At 58.2% G+C, this 22,094-nt stretch carries 15 protein-coding genes; 8 read left to right on the forward strand and 7 right to left on the reverse strand.

Features of this window, described 5'->3' with window-relative positions:
• Nucleotides 1–1,132: 1,132 nt before the first annotated feature.
• The 4 genes from sucD to QQJ98_RS18065 form a co-directional block, all read right to left on the reverse strand.
• Nucleotides 1,133–2,029: a succinate--CoA ligase subunit alpha gene (sucD, locus tag QQJ98_RS18050; RefSeq protein WP_284326705.1), complete on the reverse strand. Its 897-nt coding sequence runs from the start codon at nt 2,027–2,029 to the stop codon at nt 1,133–1,135.
• Between the two features lie 11 nt (nt 2,030–2,040).
• Entirely contained in the window at nt 2,041–3,225 is a 1,185-nt protein-coding gene (locus QQJ98_RS18055; protein WP_284326706.1) for a malate--CoA ligase subunit beta, read from the reverse strand.
• Nucleotides 3,226–3,300: 75 nt separating this feature from the next.
• Entirely contained in the window at nt 3,301–4,239 is a 939-nt protein-coding gene (locus tag QQJ98_RS18060) for an HpcH/HpaI aldolase/citrate lyase family protein (protein WP_284326707.1), read from the reverse strand.
• Between the two features lie 22 nt (nt 4,240–4,261).
• A complete protein-coding gene (locus QQJ98_RS18065) occupies nt 4,262–5,458 on the reverse strand; it encodes a pyridoxal-phosphate-dependent aminotransferase family protein (RefSeq protein WP_284326708.1) in 1,197 nt (398 codons plus the stop codon).
• A gap of 145 nt (nt 5,459–5,603) precedes the next feature.
• Between QQJ98_RS18065 and QQJ98_RS18070 the strand changes: the two genes are divergently transcribed.
• On the forward strand, nt 5,604–7,001 hold the full coding sequence (locus QQJ98_RS18070; protein ID WP_284326709.1) for a helix-turn-helix domain-containing protein: 1,398 nt from the start codon (nt 5,604–5,606) through the stop codon (nt 6,999–7,001).
• Between the two features lie 692 nt (nt 7,002–7,693).
• On the opposite strand, the gene QQJ98_RS18075 is transcribed toward QQJ98_RS18070, so the two are convergent.
• Complete coding sequence (locus tag QQJ98_RS18075) at nt 7,694–8,620, reverse strand: helix-turn-helix domain-containing protein (RefSeq protein WP_284326710.1); 927 nt, start codon at nt 8,618–8,620, stop codon at nt 7,694–7,696.
• A gap of 148 nt (nt 8,621–8,768) precedes the next feature.
• On the opposite strand from QQJ98_RS18075, the gene QQJ98_RS18080 reads away from it, so the two are divergent.
• The 6 genes from QQJ98_RS18080 to QQJ98_RS18105 all read left to right on the forward strand — a co-directional run bounded on the left by QQJ98_RS18080 (nt 8,769) and on the right by QQJ98_RS18105 (nt 16,948).
• The gene (locus QQJ98_RS18080) at nt 8,769–10,001 is read left to right on the forward strand and encodes an ABC transporter substrate-binding protein (RefSeq protein WP_284326711.1); all 1,233 of its coding nucleotides are present in this window, start codon (nt 8,769–8,771) and stop codon (nt 9,999–10,001) included.
• Between the two features lie 69 nt (nt 10,002–10,070).
• A complete protein-coding gene (locus QQJ98_RS18085; RefSeq protein WP_284326712.1) occupies nt 10,071–10,976 on the forward strand; it encodes a carbohydrate ABC transporter permease in 906 nt (301 codons plus the stop codon).
• Nucleotides 10,976–11,824, forward strand: a complete 849-nt coding sequence (locus QQJ98_RS18090) for a carbohydrate ABC transporter permease (protein ID WP_284326713.1) — start codon at nt 10,976–10,978, stop codon at nt 11,822–11,824. The genes QQJ98_RS18085 and QQJ98_RS18090 overlap by 1 nt, the downstream gene beginning before the upstream one ends.
• A gap of 16 nt (nt 11,825–11,840) precedes the next feature.
• Nucleotides 11,841–12,929: an ABC transporter ATP-binding protein gene (locus tag QQJ98_RS18095; protein ID WP_284326714.1), complete on the forward strand. Its 1,089-nt coding sequence runs from the start codon at nt 11,841–11,843 to the stop codon at nt 12,927–12,929.
• The gene (locus QQJ98_RS18100) at nt 12,929–14,875 is read left to right on the forward strand and encodes a beta-galactosidase (protein ID WP_284326715.1); all 1,947 of its coding nucleotides are present in this window, start codon (nt 12,929–12,931) and stop codon (nt 14,873–14,875) included. Before QQJ98_RS18095 ends, QQJ98_RS18100 begins: the two co-directional genes overlap by 1 nt.
• Nucleotides 14,876–14,878: 3 nt before the next feature.
• Entirely contained in the window at nt 14,879–16,948 is a 2,070-nt protein-coding gene (locus QQJ98_RS18105; RefSeq protein ID WP_284326716.1) for an alpha-galactosidase, read from the forward strand.
• Between the two features lie 341 nt (nt 16,949–17,289).
• Here QQJ98_RS18105 and QQJ98_RS18110 read toward each other — a convergent pair whose 3' ends face one another.
• Together QQJ98_RS18110 and QQJ98_RS18115 are read right to left on the reverse strand one after the other, a co-directional pair.
• The gene (locus tag QQJ98_RS18110; protein WP_284326717.1) at nt 17,290–17,835 is read right to left on the reverse strand and encodes a YaeQ family protein; all 546 of its coding nucleotides are present in this window, start codon (nt 17,833–17,835) and stop codon (nt 17,290–17,292) included.
• Nucleotides 17,836–17,990: 155 nt separating this feature from the next.
• Entirely contained in the window at nt 17,991–20,501 is a 2,511-nt protein-coding gene (locus QQJ98_RS18115; protein ID WP_284326718.1) for a rhamnan synthesis F family protein, read from the reverse strand.
• A gap of 461 nt (nt 20,502–20,962) precedes the next feature.
• On the opposite strand from QQJ98_RS18115, the gene QQJ98_RS18120 reads away from it, so the two are divergent.
• The gene (locus tag QQJ98_RS18120) at nt 20,963–22,087 is read left to right on the forward strand and encodes a DegT/DnrJ/EryC1/StrS family aminotransferase (RefSeq protein WP_284326719.1); all 1,125 of its coding nucleotides are present in this window, start codon (nt 20,963–20,965) and stop codon (nt 22,085–22,087) included.
• The last annotated feature ends 7 nt before the right edge of the window (nt 22,088–22,094 follow it).

The raw sequence follows: 22,094 nt of genomic DNA on the forward strand, positions 1-22,094 counted from the left end.
GCCGCATTTGAAAGTCTTTCCAAACTCTCGGCGACAAGCCCCGCTGTGATCGCCTCAGGTTTCTGCACTGAGCATGAACGGCCGTTTCTAGGAGAGTAACTGAGCAACCCTAGCATACGTTGATTAGCAGTTTTTGGCCGGTAGAGCGTAGCGCGGCAATCTTTGGGACCCTGCGGTGCGCCCAGTTCGAGGCGACTTTCTGGCCAGATCACTAGCCCGCCCACCAACACAACCAAAGCGAGCTAGGATCTGTCAGAAATGCGGGCTCCTTGTTAGTCTCACATCGCTGCCGCCGTCATTCCCGCAAAACGACAATTTGTTCCCACATAACAACAATCGTTTTTCAGATAACGGCAATGACACGTCTCAGCCGATCAGTTGTCTACGCAGTGGTCGCCATGTCCAGGCGCACATTGGCAATCTTGGCCCGCGCTACCGCAATTACATCCGGATTTTGGCATCCCGATCCCAGATAAGCGCAATCGCTCGGCGGTTGCTATAGGCCTGCTTTGCCCCAGATCGCTCCATTCGGCAAGCGCGATCTGCCGATAACCTGCTGTAATCACGACACTTTGTCAAAACAAGAATTGGCGCGACCTCTTTCGAGACTGGCTCTATCGAAACTACATGCACCGCCACATATAAATCATCGATTTTGTTTGATATTATAGCGCACCTTTTCGCCCGGCCCTTCGGGAATTGTGGCAGGTGGACAGACCAGATTCTCCCCTTCTGAATCCGCCCATTTGGAGCGCCCGTTTCTGCCCCGCCCACTTGGCGGTATGGTTTCCGACCCGCGCGCATGGCCCCAGCGTTGACTTAATGTCGAAAGGAAGCTGACGTAAAAAACCGGGCGGCGCATATTTCAGGAGTACGCAGGCGCGCACGCTAGAAATCAAACGTCATGCGGTGGTTGGCGTGATCATGACCGAAACACCCATGATGACATCGGTTTGGCATCCCTCAGCAACCGGAAGTCCTTTCCTTGGGCACAACTCGGCGAGGCTGTCTGCGCCACGAACGCCAGACAGCACGATACGGATGCTCTCCTCGGAAGACTGCAGCTTGCGCAAGTCCCATGTCTTACGGACTCGCCCGGTGAGCCTGCCCGACCAACGGGAGATTGCCGAGATCAGGCCGCGCGACGTCGTGACAGCACGTTGGCCATAGTCTGGCCCATCGACGAGGGGTTGGGGGCGACGGTTATACCGGCTGCCGAAAGGATTTCGACCTTCTCTTGTGCGCTTTCCCCGAACGCGCTGACGATGGCCCCGGCGTGACCCATCTTGCGACCCTTGGGTGCCGACAGCCCGGCGATGTAGGCGACGACTGGCTTGCGCATATGGTCGCGCACAAAGGCTGCCGCATCGGCTTCTTGCGGGCCGCCGATTTCGCCGATCATCATCACGGCATCGGTTTCGGGGTCGGCCTCGAACAGTTCAAGAATATCGCGGAAGCTAGACCCGTTGATCGGATCGCCGCCGATCCCAACCGAAGTGGATACGCCGATGTCCAAGGACTTCATCTGCGCGGCCGCCTCATAGCCCAGCGTGCCTGATCGGCCCACGATGCCAATACGCCCCGGCATGTAAATATGCGGCGGCATGATCCCCATGAAGCCGCGGCCGGGTGAGATAATCCCAGCGCAATTCGGCCCGATCAACCGCATCTTGCGGCTTTCGGGATAGCGCCGCAGAAAGCGTTTGACCCGCATCATATCCTGGCTGGGGATGCCGTCGGTCACGCAGACGGCGGTTTTGATCCCGGCATCCGCCGCCTCCATGATGGCATCTGCCGCGAAGGGCGGTGGCACAAAGATAAGGGTGGCCTCGGCGCCCAACGCCTCAACAGCCTCACGCACGGTATTGAAAAGTGGGCGGTCCAGAATGGTTTCGCCGCCCTTACCCGGGGTGACGCCGCCCACGACGTTGGTTCCATGCCGGATCATGTCGGCGGCGTGAAAGCTGCCGATCCGGCCAGACATGCCCTGCACGATGACGCGGGTTTGTTCGGTGATAAGAATGGCCATAGTGTCCTCCTTCAGGCGGCTTTGTGCGTGGCAGGTTTGGGGCGGGACGCAACCGCAGCGGCGGCAGCCTCGGCAAGCGTATCGGCAGAGATCAGCGGCAGCCCGGAGCTGTCGATGATGGCCTTGCCTTCCTCGACATTGGTGCCCGCAAGTCGCACGACGACAGGAATGGTCAGTCCGACCTCTTTGTAGGCCTGCACCACACCTTGGGCCACCCAATCGCAGCGGTTGATGCCGGCAAAGATGTTCACAAGGATGACAGAAACATTGCCATCGGCCAGCACCGTCCTGAAAGCGCGCACCACACGCTCGGGCGAGGCACCGCCGCCAATGTCCAGAAAGTTTGCAGGCTCGCCCCCGGCCAGCTTGATCATATCCATCGTGGCCATCGCGAGGCCCGCTCCGTTGATGATGCAACCGATATCGCCGTCAAGTCCGACATAGGACAAGCCGTGGTCGCCTGCCGTGCTTTCGCGCGGGTCTTCTTGGCTGCGGTCTCGCAGTTCTGCAATCTGTGACTGACGAAACAGCGCGTTGGTGTCAAAGCTCATCTTGGCATCCAGCGCCACGAGGTCGCCAGAGTGGGTGATCACCAGCGGATTGATTTCGACCATGACCGCATCGAGATCGCGGTAGGCGCGGTAGCAGGCCCGCAAAGTCGTGACCATCTGCGCCACTTGTCCCCCTTGCAGACCCAGTTGAAACGCCAGCTCGCGGGCTTGAAATTCGGACAATCCCACGGCTGGATCGATGGTCATGCGGCGCAAGCTGTTGGGGTCGCTGTCGGCGAGATCCTCAATCTCCATCCCGCCGTGGGCCGAGGCCACGATCATGATGCGCTCAGATTTGCGGTCGAGCACGAAGCCAAGGTAAAGTTCCTGCGCGATGTCCGAAGCGCCCTCTACCCACACACGGTAGACGCCTTTGCCGTTGGCGTCGGTCTGCTTGGTCACCAGTTGCTTGCCGAACAGCGTGGCGGCAAAGGCATGGACCTCGTCCGGGGTCTTGCACAGTTTAACGCCACCTGCAGCACCGCGGCCGCCAGAGTGGATTTGCGCCTTGACCACCCAAGCGCTGCCGCCCAATTCCCGCGCGCGGTAGCCTGCCTGCTCGGGGCTGTAAGCCAGTCCGCCGCGGGGCACGGGCACGCCGAAACGGGCAAGGATTTCTTTGGCCTGATATTCGTGAATGTCCATCTTTTCCCCTCTGCGTCCTGAATTGGGTGTCAATTCAGACGCTTCAACTGTTGAGTTTTCGCAGAAGTTTTCCGGCTACCTGGCCGCGATTGCATCCGCCAAAACCAATACATTCATGGCCATCCGCTCGGATGCCGCGTCGATCATCCGGCCATCCAGCTGAGCTGCCCCTTTGCCCATGGCTTCGGCCTTGCGCAGTTCTTCGATGATGCGGCGCGCCCGGGTCACTTCGGGTTCGGGCGGCGAGAAGACCTCGTTCGCCAGCGTGATCTGCGACGGATGGATCGCCCATTTCCCCTCGCATCCCAAAGCCGCAGCCCGGCGGGCGCCTTCCTTGTAGCCTTCGGGGTCGCTGAAATCACCAAAGGGCCCGTCGATCGCCCGCAAGCCATAGGCCCGGCATGCGACTACCATCCGGCTGATCGAGGCATGCCATTGGTCACCCGGATAATGCGGATTAAGCCCGCCGATGTTCGTCGTCCGTGCCCGCATCGAGGCCGCGAAGTCTGCCACGCCAAAGTGCAACGCCTCTAGCCTGCCACCGAACTGCGCGATGGCCTCGACATTGGCCATGCCAAGCGCGGTTTCGATCAGGGCCTCCAGCCCGACGCGGGTGCTGTAACCTTTGGCCTGTTCGATCTGGTTGACCATGGCCTCGACCATGTAAAGGTCGCCGGTGACGCCGACTTTGGGCACAAGCAGGGTGTCGACCCGATCACCGGCCTGCTCCATAACGTCCACCACGTCGCGGTACATGTAATGGGTATCCAGCCCGTTGATGCGCACCGAAACCGTCTTGCCCTTGGCCCGCCAGTCGATGTCATTCAGCGCCTGAATGGCGTTCTTGCGCGCTTGCTCTTTTTCCGAAGGGGCAATGGCATCCTCCAGATCCAGAAACACATAATCTGCCAGACCGTCTGCTGCTTTGTCGATCATGGTGGGATTAGAGGCCGGAACCGCAAGTTCCGACCGTTGCAGACGCGGCTTGCGCATGGGGTGAAGAGTGTGGCTCATTTTAGGCTCCTGCTATTGCGGTCTATTCTGCGGCGATTTGTGCGGGTTCAGGTGCGGGGAGGGCGTAGACCTCTTGCGCCGCTGCGACCCCTGACCCAAACCGGATCGAGGCTCCCGCTGCCGCCAGTGACAATTCGGCCAAAGCGATTGCAGTCAGGCACATGCCTTCGTTGCTGTCGCCGATATGGCCGATGCGAAACACCTTGCCCGCCAGCGGGCCAAGGCCTGAGCCGAACGCGGCATTGTAGCGATCATAACCGATGCGGATCACGTCGCGCGCGTCGACGCCTGCTGGCGTGCGAATGGCAGTCACTGTGTCGGAGTAAAGCGTCGGGCTTTCTGCGCAGACCTCCAGTCCCCAAGCCTGAACCGCCGCACGCACGCCTGCGGCCAGACGGCGGTGGCGGGCGATGATGGTGTCAAAGCCCTCGTCCTGCATGCGATCAAGTGCGGCGCGCAGGCCGTGCAGCAGCTGGATCGGCGGGGTATATGGAAAATAGCCAGTCTCATTGCCGCTGACCTGATCGGCGAAGTCAAAGTAGGCCCGCCGCATGGTTGCGGCTTGGCTGGCCTTCATCGCTTTTGCACTGACCCCCAGAATACCCAGACCGGGCGGCATCATCAGCCCCTTCTGGCTGCCGGTCACCGCGAGATCTACGCCCCAATCGTCCATCTCGAACGGCAGACATCCGATGGACGAGACGCCGTCGACAAACAAAAGCGCGTCATGAAGCGACTCTTCCATCACCCGCCGCACCGCCGCAATGTCCGAAGTCACTCCGGTTGCCGTCTCATTATGGGTGACGAAAACCGCCTTGATCTCTCCATTGGTGTCCGCACCCAGCTTGCGGGCGAATTCGCTGATCGGCGCGCCCGCGCCCCATGGCAGATCGATCAGGTCCACATTCAGGCCAAGCCGCAGCGCCATCTGCGCCCACAGGACAGAAAAATGGCCATGTCGCGCCATCAGCACCCGGTCCCCCGGCGACAGTGCGTTGGTGATCGCGGCCTCCCACGCCCCGGTGCCAGAGCCGGGGAACAACAGCACTTGTCCTGTTGTGGTGCGAAACAGGCGCTTGAGATCGGCAAAAATCCCGAGGTTCAAGCCCCCGAAATCATGGGCCCGGTGATCCTGCATTGGCACGTTCATGGCCTGCCGCACGGTTTCTGGCACATTGGTCGGGCCGGGAATGAACAGGTGATTGATGCCGGTGCGCATGGTGTCCTCCTTGGGTCAGAGGCAGCCTTCGCACTGCATCAAACTTGTGCAAAATGAAAACACGTTTCGCTGTGAGTGCGAGAGTTTACAGAATTGAAACGATGTAATATTGTAAATTCAGCAAAATTACCTTGTGTGGGATGATATGAAAAAGACCTTCATCGGCCCCCACCTGCGTCGCCTTCGGTTGGAACGCAAAGAAACCCAAGGTGCGATGGCCAAGGCGCTTGGAATTAGCGCGTCTTATGTCAACCTTCTGGAAAACAACGAAAGATCTGTATCGGTGCAGGTTCTGCTGCGCCTGTTCGAGGCTTATGGAGTCGAGTGGCGCGACATTGCCAACGAGGATGGCACCGCCCAGCTCTCGGATTTGCGCGCGGTTATTCAGGATCCGCTGTTTACACAGACCCGCCCTGATTTGCCGCAATTGCGGGCAGCATTGGTCCATGCGCCGGGGCTGGTTTACAGTTTCATGACACTTTATCGCAGCTATCAGGTCGTGTCGGATCAGCTTTTGGCCCTGACCGAAAGCGGCGCGCCGCAAACCTCGGCTTCTCCCGAAGCGGCGGTGCATGATGTGTTTCGCCGCAACCGCAACCACTTTCGTGAGCTGGAAGAGGCCGCCGAAGCGTTTTGGCCCAGTCCTCTGATCGAAAGGGACGAGATTTATGTGATGCTCAAGCAAAGGCTGCGCGACAATCTTGGGGTCACGGTCAGGCTGTGCCGGGTCGAGGATCTGCCGGGCGCTCTGCGCCAATACGATGAGACCCGCCGCGAAATCCTGCTCTCTGAGGCGCTGGATCAACCCAACCGCACGTTTCAGCTGGTACATATGGTGGGGCTTTTGGAACAGCGCGACCTTTTGGACAGCCTGATTCAGCGCAGTGGCATCCATGAGGCGCGGGGAATCGCCCGTCTGAGGGTGGAACTGGCCAACTATTTCGCCGCAGCCGTCCTGATGCCCTATGCAGAGTTTCTGGCCGAGGCCCGCGCCTCGAAATATGACTTTGACCACATTGCCACCCGCTTTGACGTCAGCTTCGAGCAGGCCTGTCACCGCGCCACCACGTTGCAACGCGAGGGCGCACAGGGGGTGCGGTTTTTCTTCTTGCGCATAGACAAGGGCGGCAATGTCACCAAACGCTTCAACGCCACAGATTTTCATCTGGCCGAATATGGCGGTGCTTGCCCGCGGCTGGAAGTGCATACCTCGTTCCGCACCCCCAACCGCATCGTGCCGCAATTTGTCGAGATGCCTGATCGCAGTCAGTTCTTCGTATTTTCCCGCACCGTGGATCGCCCGACATGGGCGCGTCACGCCCAAGACAATCGTCTGGCTGTCGCGATGGGCTGCGCTGTCCAATATGCGCCGGAAATTGGCTATGCTGAAAGCTTCTCGATGTCTGAGGCCCGGATGACTCAGATCGGCATCAACTGCCGCATTTGTCCGCGTTCAAACTGCGACCAGCGGGCCCATCAAGCGGTAATCCTCACCCAACCAGTCGATGCCCTGCGCCGCGGGGTCACACGGTACGACGTCTGAGAGATGTGTTGTTTGCACAGTCCAACTCGGTCGACGCACGCTGGCCGCAATCTGTCCCCCACGCCTGCTAGGCCGTTGTCGTAACCCTAAAAGCATGCGATTCCATTGCGGCCAACCGGATCATTCCTGCGCAAAGAAACCGCGTCGCAGACCGGGTTACAACTGCGCTTCGGCCTGTGCGCAGTCATCCGAACGCGGCTGGAGCGAAGGCCCATCCAACGTCCCGTCGCCTTTGGCTGGCCGCCTTTAGCCAGCAACGCTAAGCACAACCTTGCCCACCTGACAGTGCCTGAACCTGCAGCGCAACATGGTCGCCAATCTCTCGAACAATCATCGCGCCGTGAGAACGTGCATCTGCCTCAACGGCAGCAGGCCCTGTCTGGCCGGACTGACTGCGGCGATTGGGGGCAGGGTGCTCGGTCATCAAAACTGCCCACTGCGCAAGCGCCCGACGAGAGTAGTGCGTCAAAAGGGGCAAGGCTTGGCATCGGCCGCGTCTTATCCGTCCGAAGTCTGAAAATGGCCGCGTGAACGTCGATGACACGGCGCGATTTTGAGGATGGTGAAGGGCTTTCAAGATATCAGGGGCAGGCGCGTCGCTTTCGCGCCTGAAAGCCAAAGCAGCTTGGTCACAGTGCGGTTGCTTCGCGCATGCTAAGCCCGCCATATCTTTCGCAGCGACGCCTGCAAACTTAAGAAGAAGGCACAGCCTTGGCGCGCAAGCGTTGGCGGAACTTTTTTGGGCGCTCGCCAAATCTGTCGGAAAACGCTTCATAAAAGCGCGAGATCGACCCGAAGCCGGATTCATACACAATTTCGGTGATGGATTTGTCTGTCGAGATCAACAGCGACTGCGCCGTATCCAACCTGTGCCGGGTGATGGCTTGCGTGATGCTGTGCCCAACCGACCGTTTGAACAGTGACATCGCATAGTTCGGATGCAGGCCGCTGCTGGCTGCCACCGCTTCAGCCCGCACGTCGCCCGGAGCATGTTCCGCCACATAGCGCAGCATACGCTCGACATGTTCAATCCGCTCTGCGCCATGTGGGGCAGGGCTGGCGATCGCCGAACCTGCCTCGCGCAGATCACGCCAGCCATCGCGTTCGATCCGCATCACTCGCGCCGTCAATTCATTGCGGACAATCTCAGACAGGCCGGCATCGCCCGACAGCAATTCGTCGCGCCACCGCAGAAAGATATCGCGGTCCCAAGCGGTCAGATGCATCGCCTCGATCAAAGCCCCACGAAACACCGCATCGCGAAACCGGATCAGCGAGCCAAACCCCAGAAACACGGACATCGGCACATATAGGCAGACAAACCACGTCGGATCGGCACGGGAAATCACCTGATGCGGCACCATCCCCCAAAACAGGCACAGCCGGCCGGCATCCACCGTCAACTCTCGCCCGTCAAACCAATAGGTCATCTCACCTTCCAGAACGAAATTCAGCTCGATCTGGCTGTGCATATGCGGCCCTGCCATGCACTGAACATCCTGCGTCGGGCTCGCGCAAAACCGATGATCGCCAAACACCACAAGCGGATGGAGCGGGTCATACTCGGGCTGCGCGGGCGTGGACTCAAAACGCGTATTCGCCGTCGTTTCGGATTTCATTTGCACAGACACCTTAGAATACCGGAAATATTAGGCCGCATGTCGGTAGAGTTTACTGCATTTCATGCCAAATTCAACCGCAACCAGATGCTCTTTAAGAGGAGAGACTTCTGGGGCAAAACCGATTTCCGGTTTCAGGGAGGAAACCATGACACTCACAAAAGCCCTCACCGGGCTGGCGCTTAGCGCTTTTCTAATGGGCTCAGCTGCATTTGCAGGCGAGATCACCATCAACTCGGATCACTCGGACCCGACGCCGAAAAAGGCGATGGAAGAGTTGATTGCAGATTTTCAGGTGAAACATCCTGACATTACCGTCAAATGGAACAACTTCGATCACGAAGGCTACAAGGCCGCGATCCGCAACTTTCTGACCGCCGATCCGCCGGATGTGGCCGCTTGGTATGCGGGCAACCGGATGGAGCCATTTGTCAAAGCCGGCCTGTTCGAGGACGTAAGCGACGTTTGGGCGGCCAATGGTCTGGATGATCAGTTGAAATCGGCCGCCTCGTCTATGACCATTGATGGTAAAAAGTGGGGTGTGCCTTACACTTACTATCAGTGGGGCATCTACTACCGCAAAGACCTGTTTGAACAGAACGGCATCACGCCGCCGAAAAACTGGGCCGAACTGCTGGCCGCCTGTGAAAAGCTGAATGCCGCAGGAATCGTGCCTTTCGCCATTGGAACCAAAGCCTTGTGGCCGACTGCTGGTTGGTTTGACTACCTCGATCTGCGAGTCAACGGCTATGAATTCCACATGGAGCTGACGTCTGGCAAAGTGCCCTACACCGATCCGCGGGTCAAAGCCGTGTTCGAGAAATGGGCAGAACTGGTCAAGCCGGGCTATTTCATCGCCAACCATGCGGCGATTGATTGGCAAGATGCCATCCCGCAAATCGTGCAGGGCAAGGCTGCGATGTATCTGATGGGCAACTTTGCGGTGGCCACGATGAAAGACGGCGGGCTGAGCGAAGACCAGATCGGCTTTATGCAGTTCCCGGAAATTACCGCAGGTATTCCGATGTCGGAAGATGCGCCGACCGACACGTTCCACATCCCTGCCGGGGCGAAGAACAAGGAAGACGCGAAGACGTTCCTTGCCTATCTCGCCTCGCCCGAAGCGCAAGCCAAGATGAACACGACGCTGGGCCAGTTGCCGGTCAACAATCAAGCGGCAAAACCCACCGACACCTTCCTTGAAGCAGGCTTCACCATGCTGTCGAACGCGCATGCTTTGGCGCAGTTCTATGACCGCGACGCGCCTGCCGAAATGGCCAAGGCCGGGATGGAGGGCTTTCAGGAATTCATGGTCAAGCCCGACGATCTGGACCGCATCCTTGAACGGCTCGAGAAAACCCGCGCCAAGGTCTACAAATAAGTCGGACTCCTCCCCCGACTACGGGGTCGCCTTCTGGCGGCCCCGACCCGCTTCATTAACGAGGTCGCTATGCAGCACGATCCCCAGCCTGCCGGGTTCTGGAAACGGAACCAGATGAAGATTGCACCCTACGTCTTTTTTGCTCCGGGTGCGCTGATGTTCTCGATTTATGTGTTGATCCCGATTGTGCAATCCATCTGGATCAGCTTTCAGGATTGGGATGGCCTCGGGCCAAAAACCTGGATCGGTCTGGCCAACTATGTCGAGCTTTTGGACGACGATACTTTCTATGTCGCGCTGAAAAACAACCTGCTGTGGCTGGGACTGTATCTGCTGGCGATCCCGATGGGGCTGGCAGCCGCGTTGTTTCTGAACCAGAACGTCTGGGGTATCCGGCTTTACAAGTCGATGTTCTTCTTTCCTTTCGTGATCAGCCAAGTCGTTGTCGGCCTGATGTTCACATGGTTCTACGCCCCCGATTTCGGCCTGTTCTCGCAGATGATCAAATGGTTGACCGGCAGCGAAGTGGCGATTCTCGCGGATGAACGCTATGTCACTTATGGCATCATCGTAGCAGGGCTATGGCCGCAGACCGCCTATTGCATGATCCTGTATCTGACCGGGTTGAACAACCTGAACTCGGAACAGATCGAGGCCGCGCGGATGGACAATGCCCGTGGCTGGCGTCTGCTGCGCCATGTGATCTTGCCGCAACTGGCGCCCGCGACCTTCATCGCCATGGTCGTGACCGTGATCGGGGCGTTGCGCAGTTTCGATCTGGTGTCGATCATGACGGCGGGCGGGCCTTATGGCTCCAGTCAGGTGCTGTCGTATTTCATGTATGAACAGGCCCTGTCCGAATACGGCTATCGCATGGGATACGGGGCGGCCATCGCGGTGGTGCTGTTCCTGATCATGATGGTGTTTATCACGCTGTTCATCGTGCGGATGATCGCACAGGAAAGGAACCGCTGATGTTTCCGACCCCGATTCAAAAAGCCTCGGGCCCCACCAGACTTGCCTATCAGATTGCCTTGCCCATCGCTTTGGTGATCTGGCTGTTTCCGCTGATCGGTGTGGCGGTAACGTCGCTGCGCCCGGCATCCGATCTGGCGGCTGGCAATTACTTTGGTGTGCCCTCGTCCATCGCGTTTGAAAACTATGCTTCGGTGTTCCGCGACAGCCCGATCGGCTGGTATATCCTGAACTCGTTCAAGGTGACGATCCCGACGGTGATCGGCGCGGTGGGCCTGTCTTGCCTGACCGGCTTTGCGCTGGCGGTCTACGGCTTTCGCGCCAATCTTTGGGTGTTCTTTGCCTTTGTTGCGGGCAACTTCATCCCGTTCCAGATCCTGATGGTGCCAGTGCGCGATCTGACGCTGAAGGCCGGGCTCTATGACAGCACACTCGGCCTCGTGCTGTTTCACGTCGCCTTCCAGACCGGGTTCTGCACTCTGTTCATGCGCAATTTCATCAAGGGTATGCCGTTTGCCTTGATCGAAAGCGCGCGGGTGGAAGGGGTCAGCGAATGGCAGATATTCCGCCATATCGTGCTGCCCCTGATGCGCCCCGCCATCGCAGCCCTGTCAGTGCTGGTATTCACCTTCGTGTGGAACGATTACTTCTGGGCCACGGTTCTGGTGCAGGGCCAACACGCCATGCCCGTCACCGCAGGGCTTTACGCACTTAACGGGCAATGGGTGGCCGCGTGGCACCTGGTCTCTGCCGGGTCCATCGTCGCAGCCCTGCCCCCCGTGTTGATGTTTTTCCTAATGCAGCGGCACTTCATTGCCGGACTGACCCTTGGCGCGACCAAGGGCTGATGAAAAGGAGCCTGTCATGGCCGAAGTAAGCCTAAGCAACGTCAAAAAAGACTTTGGTGCAATCAGCATCATCAAGGGCATCGACCTTGAGATCAAAGACGGCGAGTTCTGCGTGTTTGTCGGCCCCTCGGGCTGCGGCAAATCCACCTTGCTGCGGATGATCGCTGGGCTAGAGGACATCTCGCAGGGCGCGTTGCGCATCGGTGGCCGCGACATGACGAAAATCGGCCCGTCAGATCGCGGTGTGGCGATGGTGTTCCAAAGTTATGCCCTTTATCCGCACATGACGGTGGGCGAGAACATCGGCTTTGGGCTGCGCATGACCGGCCATGAAAAGGCCGAGATTGCAAAGCGCACCGCCGCCGCCGCCAAGATGCTGCAACTGGAACCCCTGCTGGAACGCAAACCCGGCCAGCTTTCGGGCGGGCAACGCCAGCGGGTGGCGATTGGCCGCGCGATCGTGCGTAACCCCGAAGTGTTCCTGTTCGACGAGCCGCTCTCGAACCTTGATGCATCGCTGCGGGTGCAGATGCGCGGCGAAATCTCGCGTCTGCATCAGGACTTGGGTGCCACGATGATCTATGTGACGCATGATCAGGTCGAAGCGATGACGATGGCCGACAAGATCGTCGTGCTATCGGCGGGGCGCATTGAACAGGTCGGCAGCCCGCTGGAACTGTATCACCGCCCGAAAAACCTGTTCGTCGCGGGCTTTATCGGCAGCCCCAAGATGAATTTCATCCCGGTTGACGCCCGCCCCCACAACGGCGGCATCGAAGTGACACTACCGGGCGGAGCCACCCTGCAACTGGCTGGAACGCTGGCGGCTGCGGGCAAGATGACCTTGGGCCTGCGCCCCGAACATGCCAGCGCTACGGGGGCAGGTGACGCGGTTCTGCCTGCAAAGGTGCAACTGGCAGAACATCTGGGGTCCGAAACCCTGTTCTTTGTCAGTCTGGCGGATGGCACCGAAATCGCCGTCAAGGCAGACGGTCTGGCAGCCGAGCGTCCCGGTGATACGATGCAGATCGGCTTTCCGGCGCGCGCCTGCCACTTGTTTGATGCAGACGGCAATGCCGTATTGAACGGGGACTTGACGCGCTGATGCTTGGAGTTTGCTACTACCCCGAACAATGGGACGAAGCCCGCTGGACCACCGATGCGCGCCGGATGCGCGAGCTTGGCATATCCTTCGTCCGCATCGGCGAATTTGCATGGTCTCGCATCGAACCTGCGCGCGATCAGTTCAACTTTGGCTGGCTCGACCGCGCCATGGATGTGCTGCACGCCGCAGGGCTGAAGATCGTGCTTGGCACGCCCACCGCCACGCCGCCGAAATGGCTGGTTGATGAATGTCCCGACATTCTGCCCTACGACGAACAAGGCCGCGTGCGCGGCTTTGGCTCGCGCCGGCATTACACCATGTCGTCGCAAGCTTGGTGGCGCGAAAGCGCCCGCATCGTCACCGCGATTGCGCAGCGTTACGGCGATCATCCCGGCTTGGTTGGCTGGCAAACCGACAACGAATACGGCTGCCACGACACAACACTGTCTTGGGGCCCGGAAGATTTGCGGGCGTTCCAAGACTGGCTGCGCCGCCGCTATCAATCCTGCGATCAGTTGAACGAGGCTTGGGGCGCGGTGTTCTGGTCGATGGAGGTCGCCGATTTCGCGGAAGTCACCCTGCCGAACCTGACCGTGACCGAGGCCAACCCGGCGCATCGGATGGATTTCTGGCGCTTCCATTCCGATCAGGTCGCGGCTTATGACTTGATGCAATGCGACATCATCCGCGCCCATTCACCGGGCCGCTGGATCACCCATAACTTCATGGGCTTTGTGTCAGATTTTGATCATTTCGCCGTGGCCGATCACCTTGATCTGGCATCATGGGATAGCTACCCGATTGGCTTTGTCGAAAAATTCCCGTTCTCGGAAGCCGAGCGCAACCGCTGGGCCGAAACCTCGCACCCCGACATCGCCCCGTGGCATCACGATCTTTACCGAGGTGTCGGACGTGGCCGGTTCTGGGTGATGGAGCAGCAGCCCGGCCCGGTGAACTGGGCGGCATGGAACCCGGTGCCCAAACCCGGCATGGTGCGGCTGTGGACATGGGAAGCCATGGCCCACGGGGCCGAAGTCGTCAGCTATTTCCGCTGGCGTCAGGCCCCCTTTGCGCAGGAACAATATCACGCCGGCTTGAACCTGCCGGGGGCGGACGCGCTGTCGCCCGGCGGCCTTGAAGCGGGCCGCGTTGCGCAAGAAATAGCACAACTCGGGCAACTTCCTGCTGTGCAGCAGGCTCCGGTGGCCATTGTGTTCGACTATGCCAGCTATTGGGCCACCATGGTGCAGCCACAGGGCTGCGACTTCCGCTACGAAGAACTTGCTTTCCGCTGGTATGAGGCCTTGCGCCGTCGCGGCCTTGATGTCGATGTGGTCCGCCCCGGTGCGCCCTTGGGCGGATACGCGGCGGTGATCGTGCCCACCATGATCCACGTCACCGATGCCGCACAGGCGGCACTGGAGTCCGCAAAGGGCGTGGTGCTGATTGGCCCGCGGGCAGGCTCGCGCACCCGCAGCTTTGCCATCCCGCACGATCTGCCCCCCGGCCCGCTGCACGACCTGACGCAAAACCGCGTGATCGAAGTCGCATCGCTACGCCCCGGTCTGACCCAAACCGTCAGCGGCGGGGTTGAAGGCCACGCCACCCGCTGGCGCGACCACGCGACAACAACAGCGCAGGTGCTGGCCCGCTTTGAAGACGGCGGCCCTGCGCTGACCCAACACGGCCAAGCCCTGCATCTGCTGTGCTGGCCGGATGAGGCACTACTCGGGTCGGTGATGGATCTGGTCTGCCACACCGCGGGCCTGCACACCATGCCGCTGCCCGAACACATCCGCCTGCGCCGCCGGGGCGATCTGTGGTTCTTCACCAACTATGGCCCCGAGGCATGGAGCCTGCCAGAAAGCTTTGAATGTGTGCTGGGCAACCATCAGATGCCCGCGCAAAGCGTCACCGTCGCTAAGTCCCTATCGGAAAAGGTTTAAGCCATGCCGCAGTGGCGTCTGGATACCCCGCAGCAAACGCTTGTTCTGGCGACCGAAGGCATCATGCCTCAGGTGGTCTATTGGGGTGCGCCACTGCCCGCATCCGAAGATCTGGAGGCGCTTGCGCTGTCTCAAGTGTCTGATTTGACAGGCGGGATGCTCGACCGTCTGCCCGATCTGTCGCTTTGCCCGCTGCCGGGGTCCGATTGGCAGGGCCAACCCGGCATGGCGCTTAGCGAGGCAGACGGCCACCAGATCACCCCACGCTTTCGGTTCGACCATGCCGAGATTGCCCCAGATGCTCTGACCCTGCACAGCACCGCAGACGGACTGCGCCTAAGCCACAGCTTCCGCGCCCACCCCACGGGCGTGATCGCAATGACCACCGCGCTGCAAGCAGATCGCCCGGTCCGCCTGCACTGGCTGGCAGCGCCTGTGCTGCCAATCCCAGCCTTGGGCACCGAAATGATCGACGTTGCGGGCAAATGGCTCGGCGAGTTTCAACTGCAGCGCCAGCCATGGTCTGTCGGCGCCCGCCTGCGCGAGGCCCGCACTGGGCGCTCGGGCCAAGAACATCCGCCCTATGCGCTGTTCCCAGAACCCGGCTGCACCAATACCGCAGGCAAGGTGCGGGCGCTGCATTATGCATGGTCAGGCGGGCACCGCATGGTCGCGGAAGAGATGCCCGACGGCCGGCGTCAGGTGCAGTTTGGCCAAGCATGGGGCGCAGAACTGGAAACCTCGACACAGTTTCAATCGGCTGAACTGCTGGCGGCGGTGTCAGACAGCGGCCTGAATGGCATCGGTCAGACCTTTCAGCGCGACATCCGCGACCGCGTGGTGACATGGCCCGACCCCGCCCGCCCGCGCCCGGTGCATTACAACTGCTGGGAGGCTGTGTATTTCGACCACGACCTTGCCACCCTATCCGACATCGCCACCCGTGCAGCCGCCTTGGGGGCCGAGCGTTTCGTGCTCGACGATGGCTGGTTCAAACTACGCGACAACGACACTTCCAGCCTTGGCGACTGGACGGTGGACCTGCGCAAATGGCCGCAGGGCCTGCATCCGCTGATCGCCCACATCCACGCGCTGAACATGACCTTCGGCCTTTGGGTCGAACCCGAGATGATCAACCCCAACAGCGACCTCTACCGCGCCCATCCCGATTGGGTGCTGGGGCATGCCGATCAAACCACCGGGCGCAACCAACTGGTGCTAAACCTTGGCTTACAAGCGGTGCAGGACCATCTGTTTGAAGTGCTTTCGGCATTGTTGCGGGCCTATCCAATCGATTATCTGAAATGGGATCACAACCGCCTGCTGCCAGTGGTGGACGCCGAGCAGACCCGTGGCATCTATGCCCTGATGGCCCGCCTGCGCGCTGCACATCCGCTGGTCGAGTTGGAAAGCTGCGCCTCGGGCGGCGGTCGGATCGACGCAGGCATACTCGCGCAGACCCAGCGCGTCTGGCTGTCCGATTGCCTTGATCCGATCGAACGGCTGCGCATCCAGCATGACGCCGCCCTGTTCTTGCCGTCCTGTGTTGTCGGCAGCCATGTCGGTGCGCGCAAATCCCACACCACCGGGCGCGCGCATCCCATGTCGCTGCGCGCTTGGGTCGCGGCCACCCGGCACTTTGGTTTTGAGATGGACCTTCGCGCGCTCGACACTGCCGAGGCGCAGACACTGGGCCACGTGACTGCGTGGTGGAAAGCCAACCGCGATTGGCTCATGCGGGCAGCAACGCTGCGGCTGGACAGCGCTGATCCTGCCGTGCTTGCCGAGATGCAAGTTTCCGAGGATGGCGGGCGATTTGTGCTGGCCTCAGCCCAGATCGAGATGAGCCGACAGATTCTGCCCAAAGCCCTGCGTCTGACCGGGCTTGACCCCGCAGCGCACTATGAAATCCGCCTGATGAACGCCGATGATGCGCCACCGCAATCGCGGGCCAAATGTGCTTTGGCCACCGGCCCGCTGCGCCTAAGCGGAGCCGCACTGATGGCACAGGGTATCTTGTTGCCAGTTGCATGGCCTGCCTCTATCTGGATGGTCGAGGGAATAAAAATATGAGCAAACAATGCTGAAGCTGGCGCGCTCCAATCAGATTTTGGTGCGGCAAAGCCCATAGTGTCGGTCGCCGCAATAATCCCAGCCGCGTGGTGCGGACGTTGATCCGGCACGCGATGGCAGGCAGCATATCCCACAGCAATATGTCTGTCAGCGACCCTTGGCTGAGCAAGCGTAAAACTATTTGCGCTCTGAAAAAATATATATCGCTGGTTAGGTATGCTAAGCAAAGTTTCCCAGCTAGGGACGCAACATGCCTTTGAAAATGTCAGGCAAATCGGTGAGAAAGCTTTGATTCAGAGCCCTTAATAATCACTGCACTAAAGATAGTCGTTGCTGGTCAGCTACGCGGCGGCCTTCCATTTTAACGGCGTCAAATAAACAATGTGATCTGCGACGCTGACCATCAATTCGCCATCCTGAATATTGACCTGCAACTGCATCGTGCGGTTCGCCAGCTTGGTCAGTTCGGTTGTATCCTTTTCGGAAAACCCTATAACTTGCAAATTTGCGAACCGAAGGCTTCCGTCTTTGATCTTGTCCCACCAAATCTCGGCAGTTTTACCACCGTATGGGTAGACAACGACTTTATCAGCCTTACTGCAGGATTGTCGCATAACTTTCTCGCTCGGCAAGCCGAGTGCGACCCAAACTTCCAACTCGCCACTCAGGCTCTTTTGCCAGATGTCGGGCTCGTCATTGGTTGAAATTCCTTTAGTCATTTCCAGATTTTTATGGGCGTTCAGCGCAAAAGCGACAATACGCAGCATCAACCGTTCATCCGTTTCCGAAGGATGCTTGGCTATGGTCAGTTTATGCGTTTCATAATAGTGGCGATCCATGTCTGAGACGGAAAGCTCAACTTTGTAAACGGTGGCATTTTGCGCCATGTTTTTTCCCAAATCTGCGAAGATTGTGATGCTTACCGGGTCTTGCGGCGATGTGAAAGCATATTCGATGCAAGAGGCTCGGCCGCCTACCCACGAAGATCCCAATGAGCGCCGCAAAAGCTTGCCGATGGCACCGCCGGGCCGGTCCGAATGGCCTAATTGGCCTTAAGTAAAGCTCGAACCGCACCTACATCCATTTTTTCACGGCCTTCGGTGCCCGGCGCGACCTCCAAATACCGAAGCCCCGCAAACTCGCACGACAAAGCAAGGCAGCGCTCCAATGCATGCGCCAAAGTTCCATCCAATTGACCTTGCTCTGGCGGAAAATCATCTGCATCTAGCGCCAGTTTGAACAGCGGTGCCAAAGCCGATGGTCGAGCCCAAAACATGCTTCCAGCTGGAAATTGCAACGGTAGATCGGCAATATTGCTGGCCATACCAATTCGCCGCAAAATCTCGCGCCCAATATTGTGATTGTTGCGCCAGTGTATGTTGTTGGCAATCTGTTGGAATGGACGGGGGCCGATCATACCCAGACCTTTAATATTCTTAAACATTGCAATGATGCTGTTAACCGTTCCCTCATCAGGTGCAAGGCATTCGGTGATATCATCAAACCAAGATTGTGCAAGTGGACGAATATGGTCAGATTTCTTTCCATGCAAATGAAGCACAAGCTCATGGTGCTGATGTTCGGGAATCCAACCAAAAAGCTTCGGATAAATATCTCTGCCCCGATTCTTGAAGACACGAATGTCAGTTTGAAAGTTTTCAAATTTTTCTTTGATCAATTCTCGCTTAATATCACAATCAGTTGAAATGTAGATATGCATAGGTGCATTGATGCGCAATAGAATATCTTTGATGGCGTCGATACCATCTAGGTAGAACAAATGAATGAAAACACCAACTGGATTGGTGGGTTTGGGGGCACTTAGTCTCGACTGGAAAGAAATCGCTTCTACTTTGGCCGAATTGCCTTGACCTTCTGAGTCCAACCTTCGCACGTTCATTTCCTTGAGCACGAAATTAGTGTTTATCTGTGATTGGTAAAAAATATTATTGGCAAGTTCTTCGTACTGACGTTCGGGCGTGTCACTTGATATGCGACTTAGCAACTTATCAAGAGGTTCGCTCGAAGCATCTGGGCTAAAACGTATGATGGCGTCGTTTATTTGCGGCAAAACTATTTCCGTAGCGACAGGTTTATTTTTGCTTAGCGAATCTTGCAAACTGGTGAGGGAGAACGTCATATTGTCTATCGGGGATTTATCCCAAGTCGAGTAAATGTCGCGTGCGATGCTACAAAGCGGATTGGCAGAGTCTTGGCTAGGGTCAATCTCGTCGATCTTGATAAATCTAAATCGTCCCAGTATCCCAACATCGGCGCACACCATTGCTAATGTGGATAAGCGCCGGATATGCACGGCAAGATCAATGCTCATCTTTTCGGCATCTAGTTTGTTATGCCGATTTACGGGCGCCAGCAGAAATGAAATTGATCGCTCGGGCATTGCGTCAGTAGCAACCATGAGATGCTTCGGGGCAACAAGCACAGTATCATTGGGAATAGGTGATCCGGGCGTCCATATTGTGTTTTTATCTACATTCTTAGACAGAAGGTCAAACAAGTCAGGGTCATCGCAGGTATTAATAGACCACTTTGTCGCAGGCATAGTCAGCGGATGGGCGCGCAATTTGTCAAACGGTGCTTGGAAAACGATACCATTCGTCGCAAGATCGGCTACCTTTCCGATGATTTTGCGTGCAGCTGCATCAAAGGAATATTCGTTCTGCAAGATACTCCTTAAAATCTCAAGCTCTTCGCCAACGATTGGCGGAGCCAAGCTCAGCGCCTCCAATGCATCTTTGTGTAATATGCCAGTGGACGAAGTTGTAACGTAGGGTTGCAGTTCAGCAGGGATTTCAACGTCATCACTTAGCACCCTGGCACCACAAGCCAGCGCATCAAAAATGCGGTTGTTTGCAAAGCCCAGCGCCCGCATTGATTGACGATGATGATTTACAACCACCCGAGAAGATTGATATTTTTTGACAAGCTCATCGGTTTTGATCCAAGGCTTGGTTGGTTGTGTCGGGTGGTTCAGAAGGCTCCAGCCGCGCCCAACAATTTCGATATCTACGCCCAGATACAGCAACATTTCAACATTGCTGCGCCGAAAGTCCTGCCGCATGTTGCCAGCAAAGAAAAATGATCTGTGTCGGTTCCCTGATACTTCAGGAGGCTTAAAAACACCAAGATCCGTGCACTGCGACAAAAAACTGACGTTGTTCAGGCCCAACCCTTCGAGGCAACGCACAAACCGTCTCGAACTGCTGAAGATATGTTGATAGCTGCGGGCCAATGGCAAAGTCAGCAGCTGCGGATTGGAAATAACCCAAAGTATATTTGGCACGCCGGGGATGGGAGGGCGATAATATTGTCCGCAAATGTGAAGGGCAATATCTCCATTCTGCAGGGCACTGACTGTTTCACCCAGCAAGATCGTTTGGCTTTTGATGCGGCACCGTGATAGCGCCCTTTGCAGCCCGAGAATGAACTGAAACTCACCCGTCTTCTTGAATTTCACCCGAGATACAGGGACGAATATATAAACAACCCCGGAAATTGTATCTATCTTGGTTTCCGCGTGATTACTCGACATATACTACTCAAAATTTGGCCACTATATTGCAGATGCTTTGGAAACAGCATCTATATTTTGGGCAGATCTTGCGTCCATTCTCCAAGCCAGCAGATCGGACTTTGCTGGCGGCTGCCCCGGTATAGTCAACAGTCGCGGGTTCAAGTTGTCAAGCGACAGGCTGCGATGCTGTCTGACGGCAAACGCCCGATTGAAGGCCCATCATATTTCAAAACATTGCCGCCAAGGCTCAGCAGCGCTTGATGCTTCTTGGTCAAGCCGCAGTGCCAAGGCCCCAAAATGGCACCAAAAGCCGTTCAGCGGCACTGCATTCCCCGATGTCAGAAATTGCGATAGGGTGGTTTCATGGCAAAGGGTCAAAGGTGCTGCTTAGTGGCTGTTTAACCCGGTTTACGGCGGCAGCAAGATGCGGTTCAGTGATGGCAGTGGTCGAACATTAGCCGGTGCGGGGGAATTTATGAATGGCTGAACCAGATCTCCGTCGGATCATCACGATTGGCGCGCCGATGTCGCCCGATCCTGTCCGCTTGGCCGAACTGATGGCAGAGGCCATCGCCGCGAACTGGTTCAGCAATGGCGGCGCGCTGCATATGCAACTCGAGCAAGCACTGACCCGCCGAGAGGCTGCGTCTGATGCGGCATCGCTGACCTCATCGGGCACGATGGCACTGATGCTGGCGCTTGGGCTGGGCAATCTGCCGCTTGGCTCCGAGGTGATCACGACGCCGCTTAGCTTTGCTGCGACGGCGCAAGCCATCGCGTGGAGCGGATTGCGCCCGGTCTTCGCCGATGTCGACGCCGAAATGCTGACGCTATGTCCGCGCGCTGTTCAGGCGGCGATCACGCCGCGCACCTCGGCGATTTTGCCGGTGCATTTTCTGGGTGTCCCCTGCGACGTTGCAGCCATGGCGGAAATTGCCAAGCAGCATGGGCTGTGGCTGGTGTATGATGCGGCGCATGCGTTTGATGTCAGCTTTGGGGGCCAGCCGCTTGGGCATTACGGCGATGCAGCGGCCTTTTCGCTGCACGCGACCAAGATTTTGCACACGGGCGAGGGCGGCTATGTGGTGACACGGCGCGGTCAGGCGCAAGCCTTTCGCCGGATGCGCAACTTTGGGCTTGAGGCGGGCAAGCCCGTTGGTATGGGCCTCAACGGCAAACTTTCAGAGCTGCAAGCGGCCTTGGGCCTGACGTTGCTGCCAGATCTTGCAAGCGAATTGCAGGCTCGGGCCGCATTGCGCCGCAGCTACGACGCGGCGCTTGGCGGGATACCGGGGCTGCGGCTGCATGCAACGCGCGCGGAGGCGAGCGACAGTCTTGGCTATTATGCGCTGCGCCTAGCACCGGATTTGCGCGCGCGGTTACATGTGGCACTGGCCGAAAGCCGGATCATCGCGCGCGATCACTTTCCCATTTTGTGCGGGCAGGGCACCCCTTGGCCCGATGCAAGCATCGTGACCGCAGAGGGCGGCCCGGCGTTAGCGCCCAGCCTTGGGGCGCAAGTGCTGTGCCTTCCCATGCATGGCCGGGTTACGGCATCGGACGTCAAACGCATCGCAGTTGTGGTCCGGTCTGTGATGCAATGAAAGAGGC

Origin of the sequence: Cypionkella aquatica, assembly GCF_030161095.1 — a bacterium.
GTDB lineage: Bacteria > Pseudomonadota > Alphaproteobacteria > Rhodobacterales > Rhodobacteraceae > Cypionkella > Cypionkella aquatica.

Bases quoted from the DNA above. Each gene is read 5' to 3' on its own strand.
- QQJ98_RS18100 (WP_284326715.1), top strand. From the start codon at position 12,929: ATGCTTGGAGTTTGCTACTACCCCGAACAATGGGACGAAGCCCGCTGG.
- QQJ98_RS18080 (WP_284326711.1), top strand. From the start codon at position 8,769: ATGACACTCACAAAAGCCCTCACCGGGCTGGCGCTTAGCGCTTTTCTA.
- QQJ98_RS18110 (WP_284326717.1), bottom strand. From the start codon at position 17,835: ATGGCGCAAAATGCCACCGTTTACAAAGTTGAGCTTTCCGTCTCAGAC.
- QQJ98_RS18060 (WP_284326707.1), bottom strand. From the start codon at position 4,239: ATGAGCCACACTCTTCACCCCATGCGCAAGCCGCGTCTGCAACGGTCG.
- QQJ98_RS18070 (WP_284326709.1), top strand. From the start codon at position 5,604: ATGAAAAAGACCTTCATCGGCCCCCACCTGCGTCGCCTTCGGTTGGAA.
- QQJ98_RS18055 (WP_284326706.1), bottom strand. From the start codon at position 3,225: ATGGACATTCACGAATATCAGGCCAAAGAAATCCTTGCCCGTTTCGGC.
- QQJ98_RS18090 (WP_284326713.1), top strand. From the start codon at position 10,976: ATGTTTCCGACCCCGATTCAAAAAGCCTCGGGCCCCACCAGACTTGCC.
- sucD (WP_284326705.1), bottom strand. From the start codon at position 2,029: ATGGCCATTCTTATCACCGAACAAACCCGCGTCATCGTGCAGGGCATG.
- QQJ98_RS18075 (WP_284326710.1), bottom strand. From the start codon at position 8,620: ATGAAATCCGAAACGACGGCGAATACGCGTTTTGAGTCCACGCCCGCG.
- QQJ98_RS18095 (WP_284326714.1), top strand. From the start codon at position 11,841: ATGGCCGAAGTAAGCCTAAGCAACGTCAAAAAAGACTTTGGTGCAATC.
- QQJ98_RS18120 (WP_284326719.1), top strand. From the start codon at position 20,963: ATGGCTGAACCAGATCTCCGTCGGATCATCACGATTGGCGCGCCGATG.
- QQJ98_RS18065 (WP_284326708.1), bottom strand. From the start codon at position 5,458: ATGCGCACCGGCATCAATCACCTGTTCATTCCCGGCCCGACCAATGTG.
- QQJ98_RS18085 (WP_284326712.1), top strand. From the start codon at position 10,071: ATGCAGCACGATCCCCAGCCTGCCGGGTTCTGGAAACGGAACCAGATG.
- QQJ98_RS18105 (WP_284326716.1), top strand. From the start codon at position 14,879: ATGCCGCAGTGGCGTCTGGATACCCCGCAGCAAACGCTTGTTCTGGCG.
- QQJ98_RS18115 (WP_284326718.1), bottom strand. From the start codon at position 20,501: ATGTCGAGTAATCACGCGGAAACCAAGATAGATACAATTTCCGGGGTT.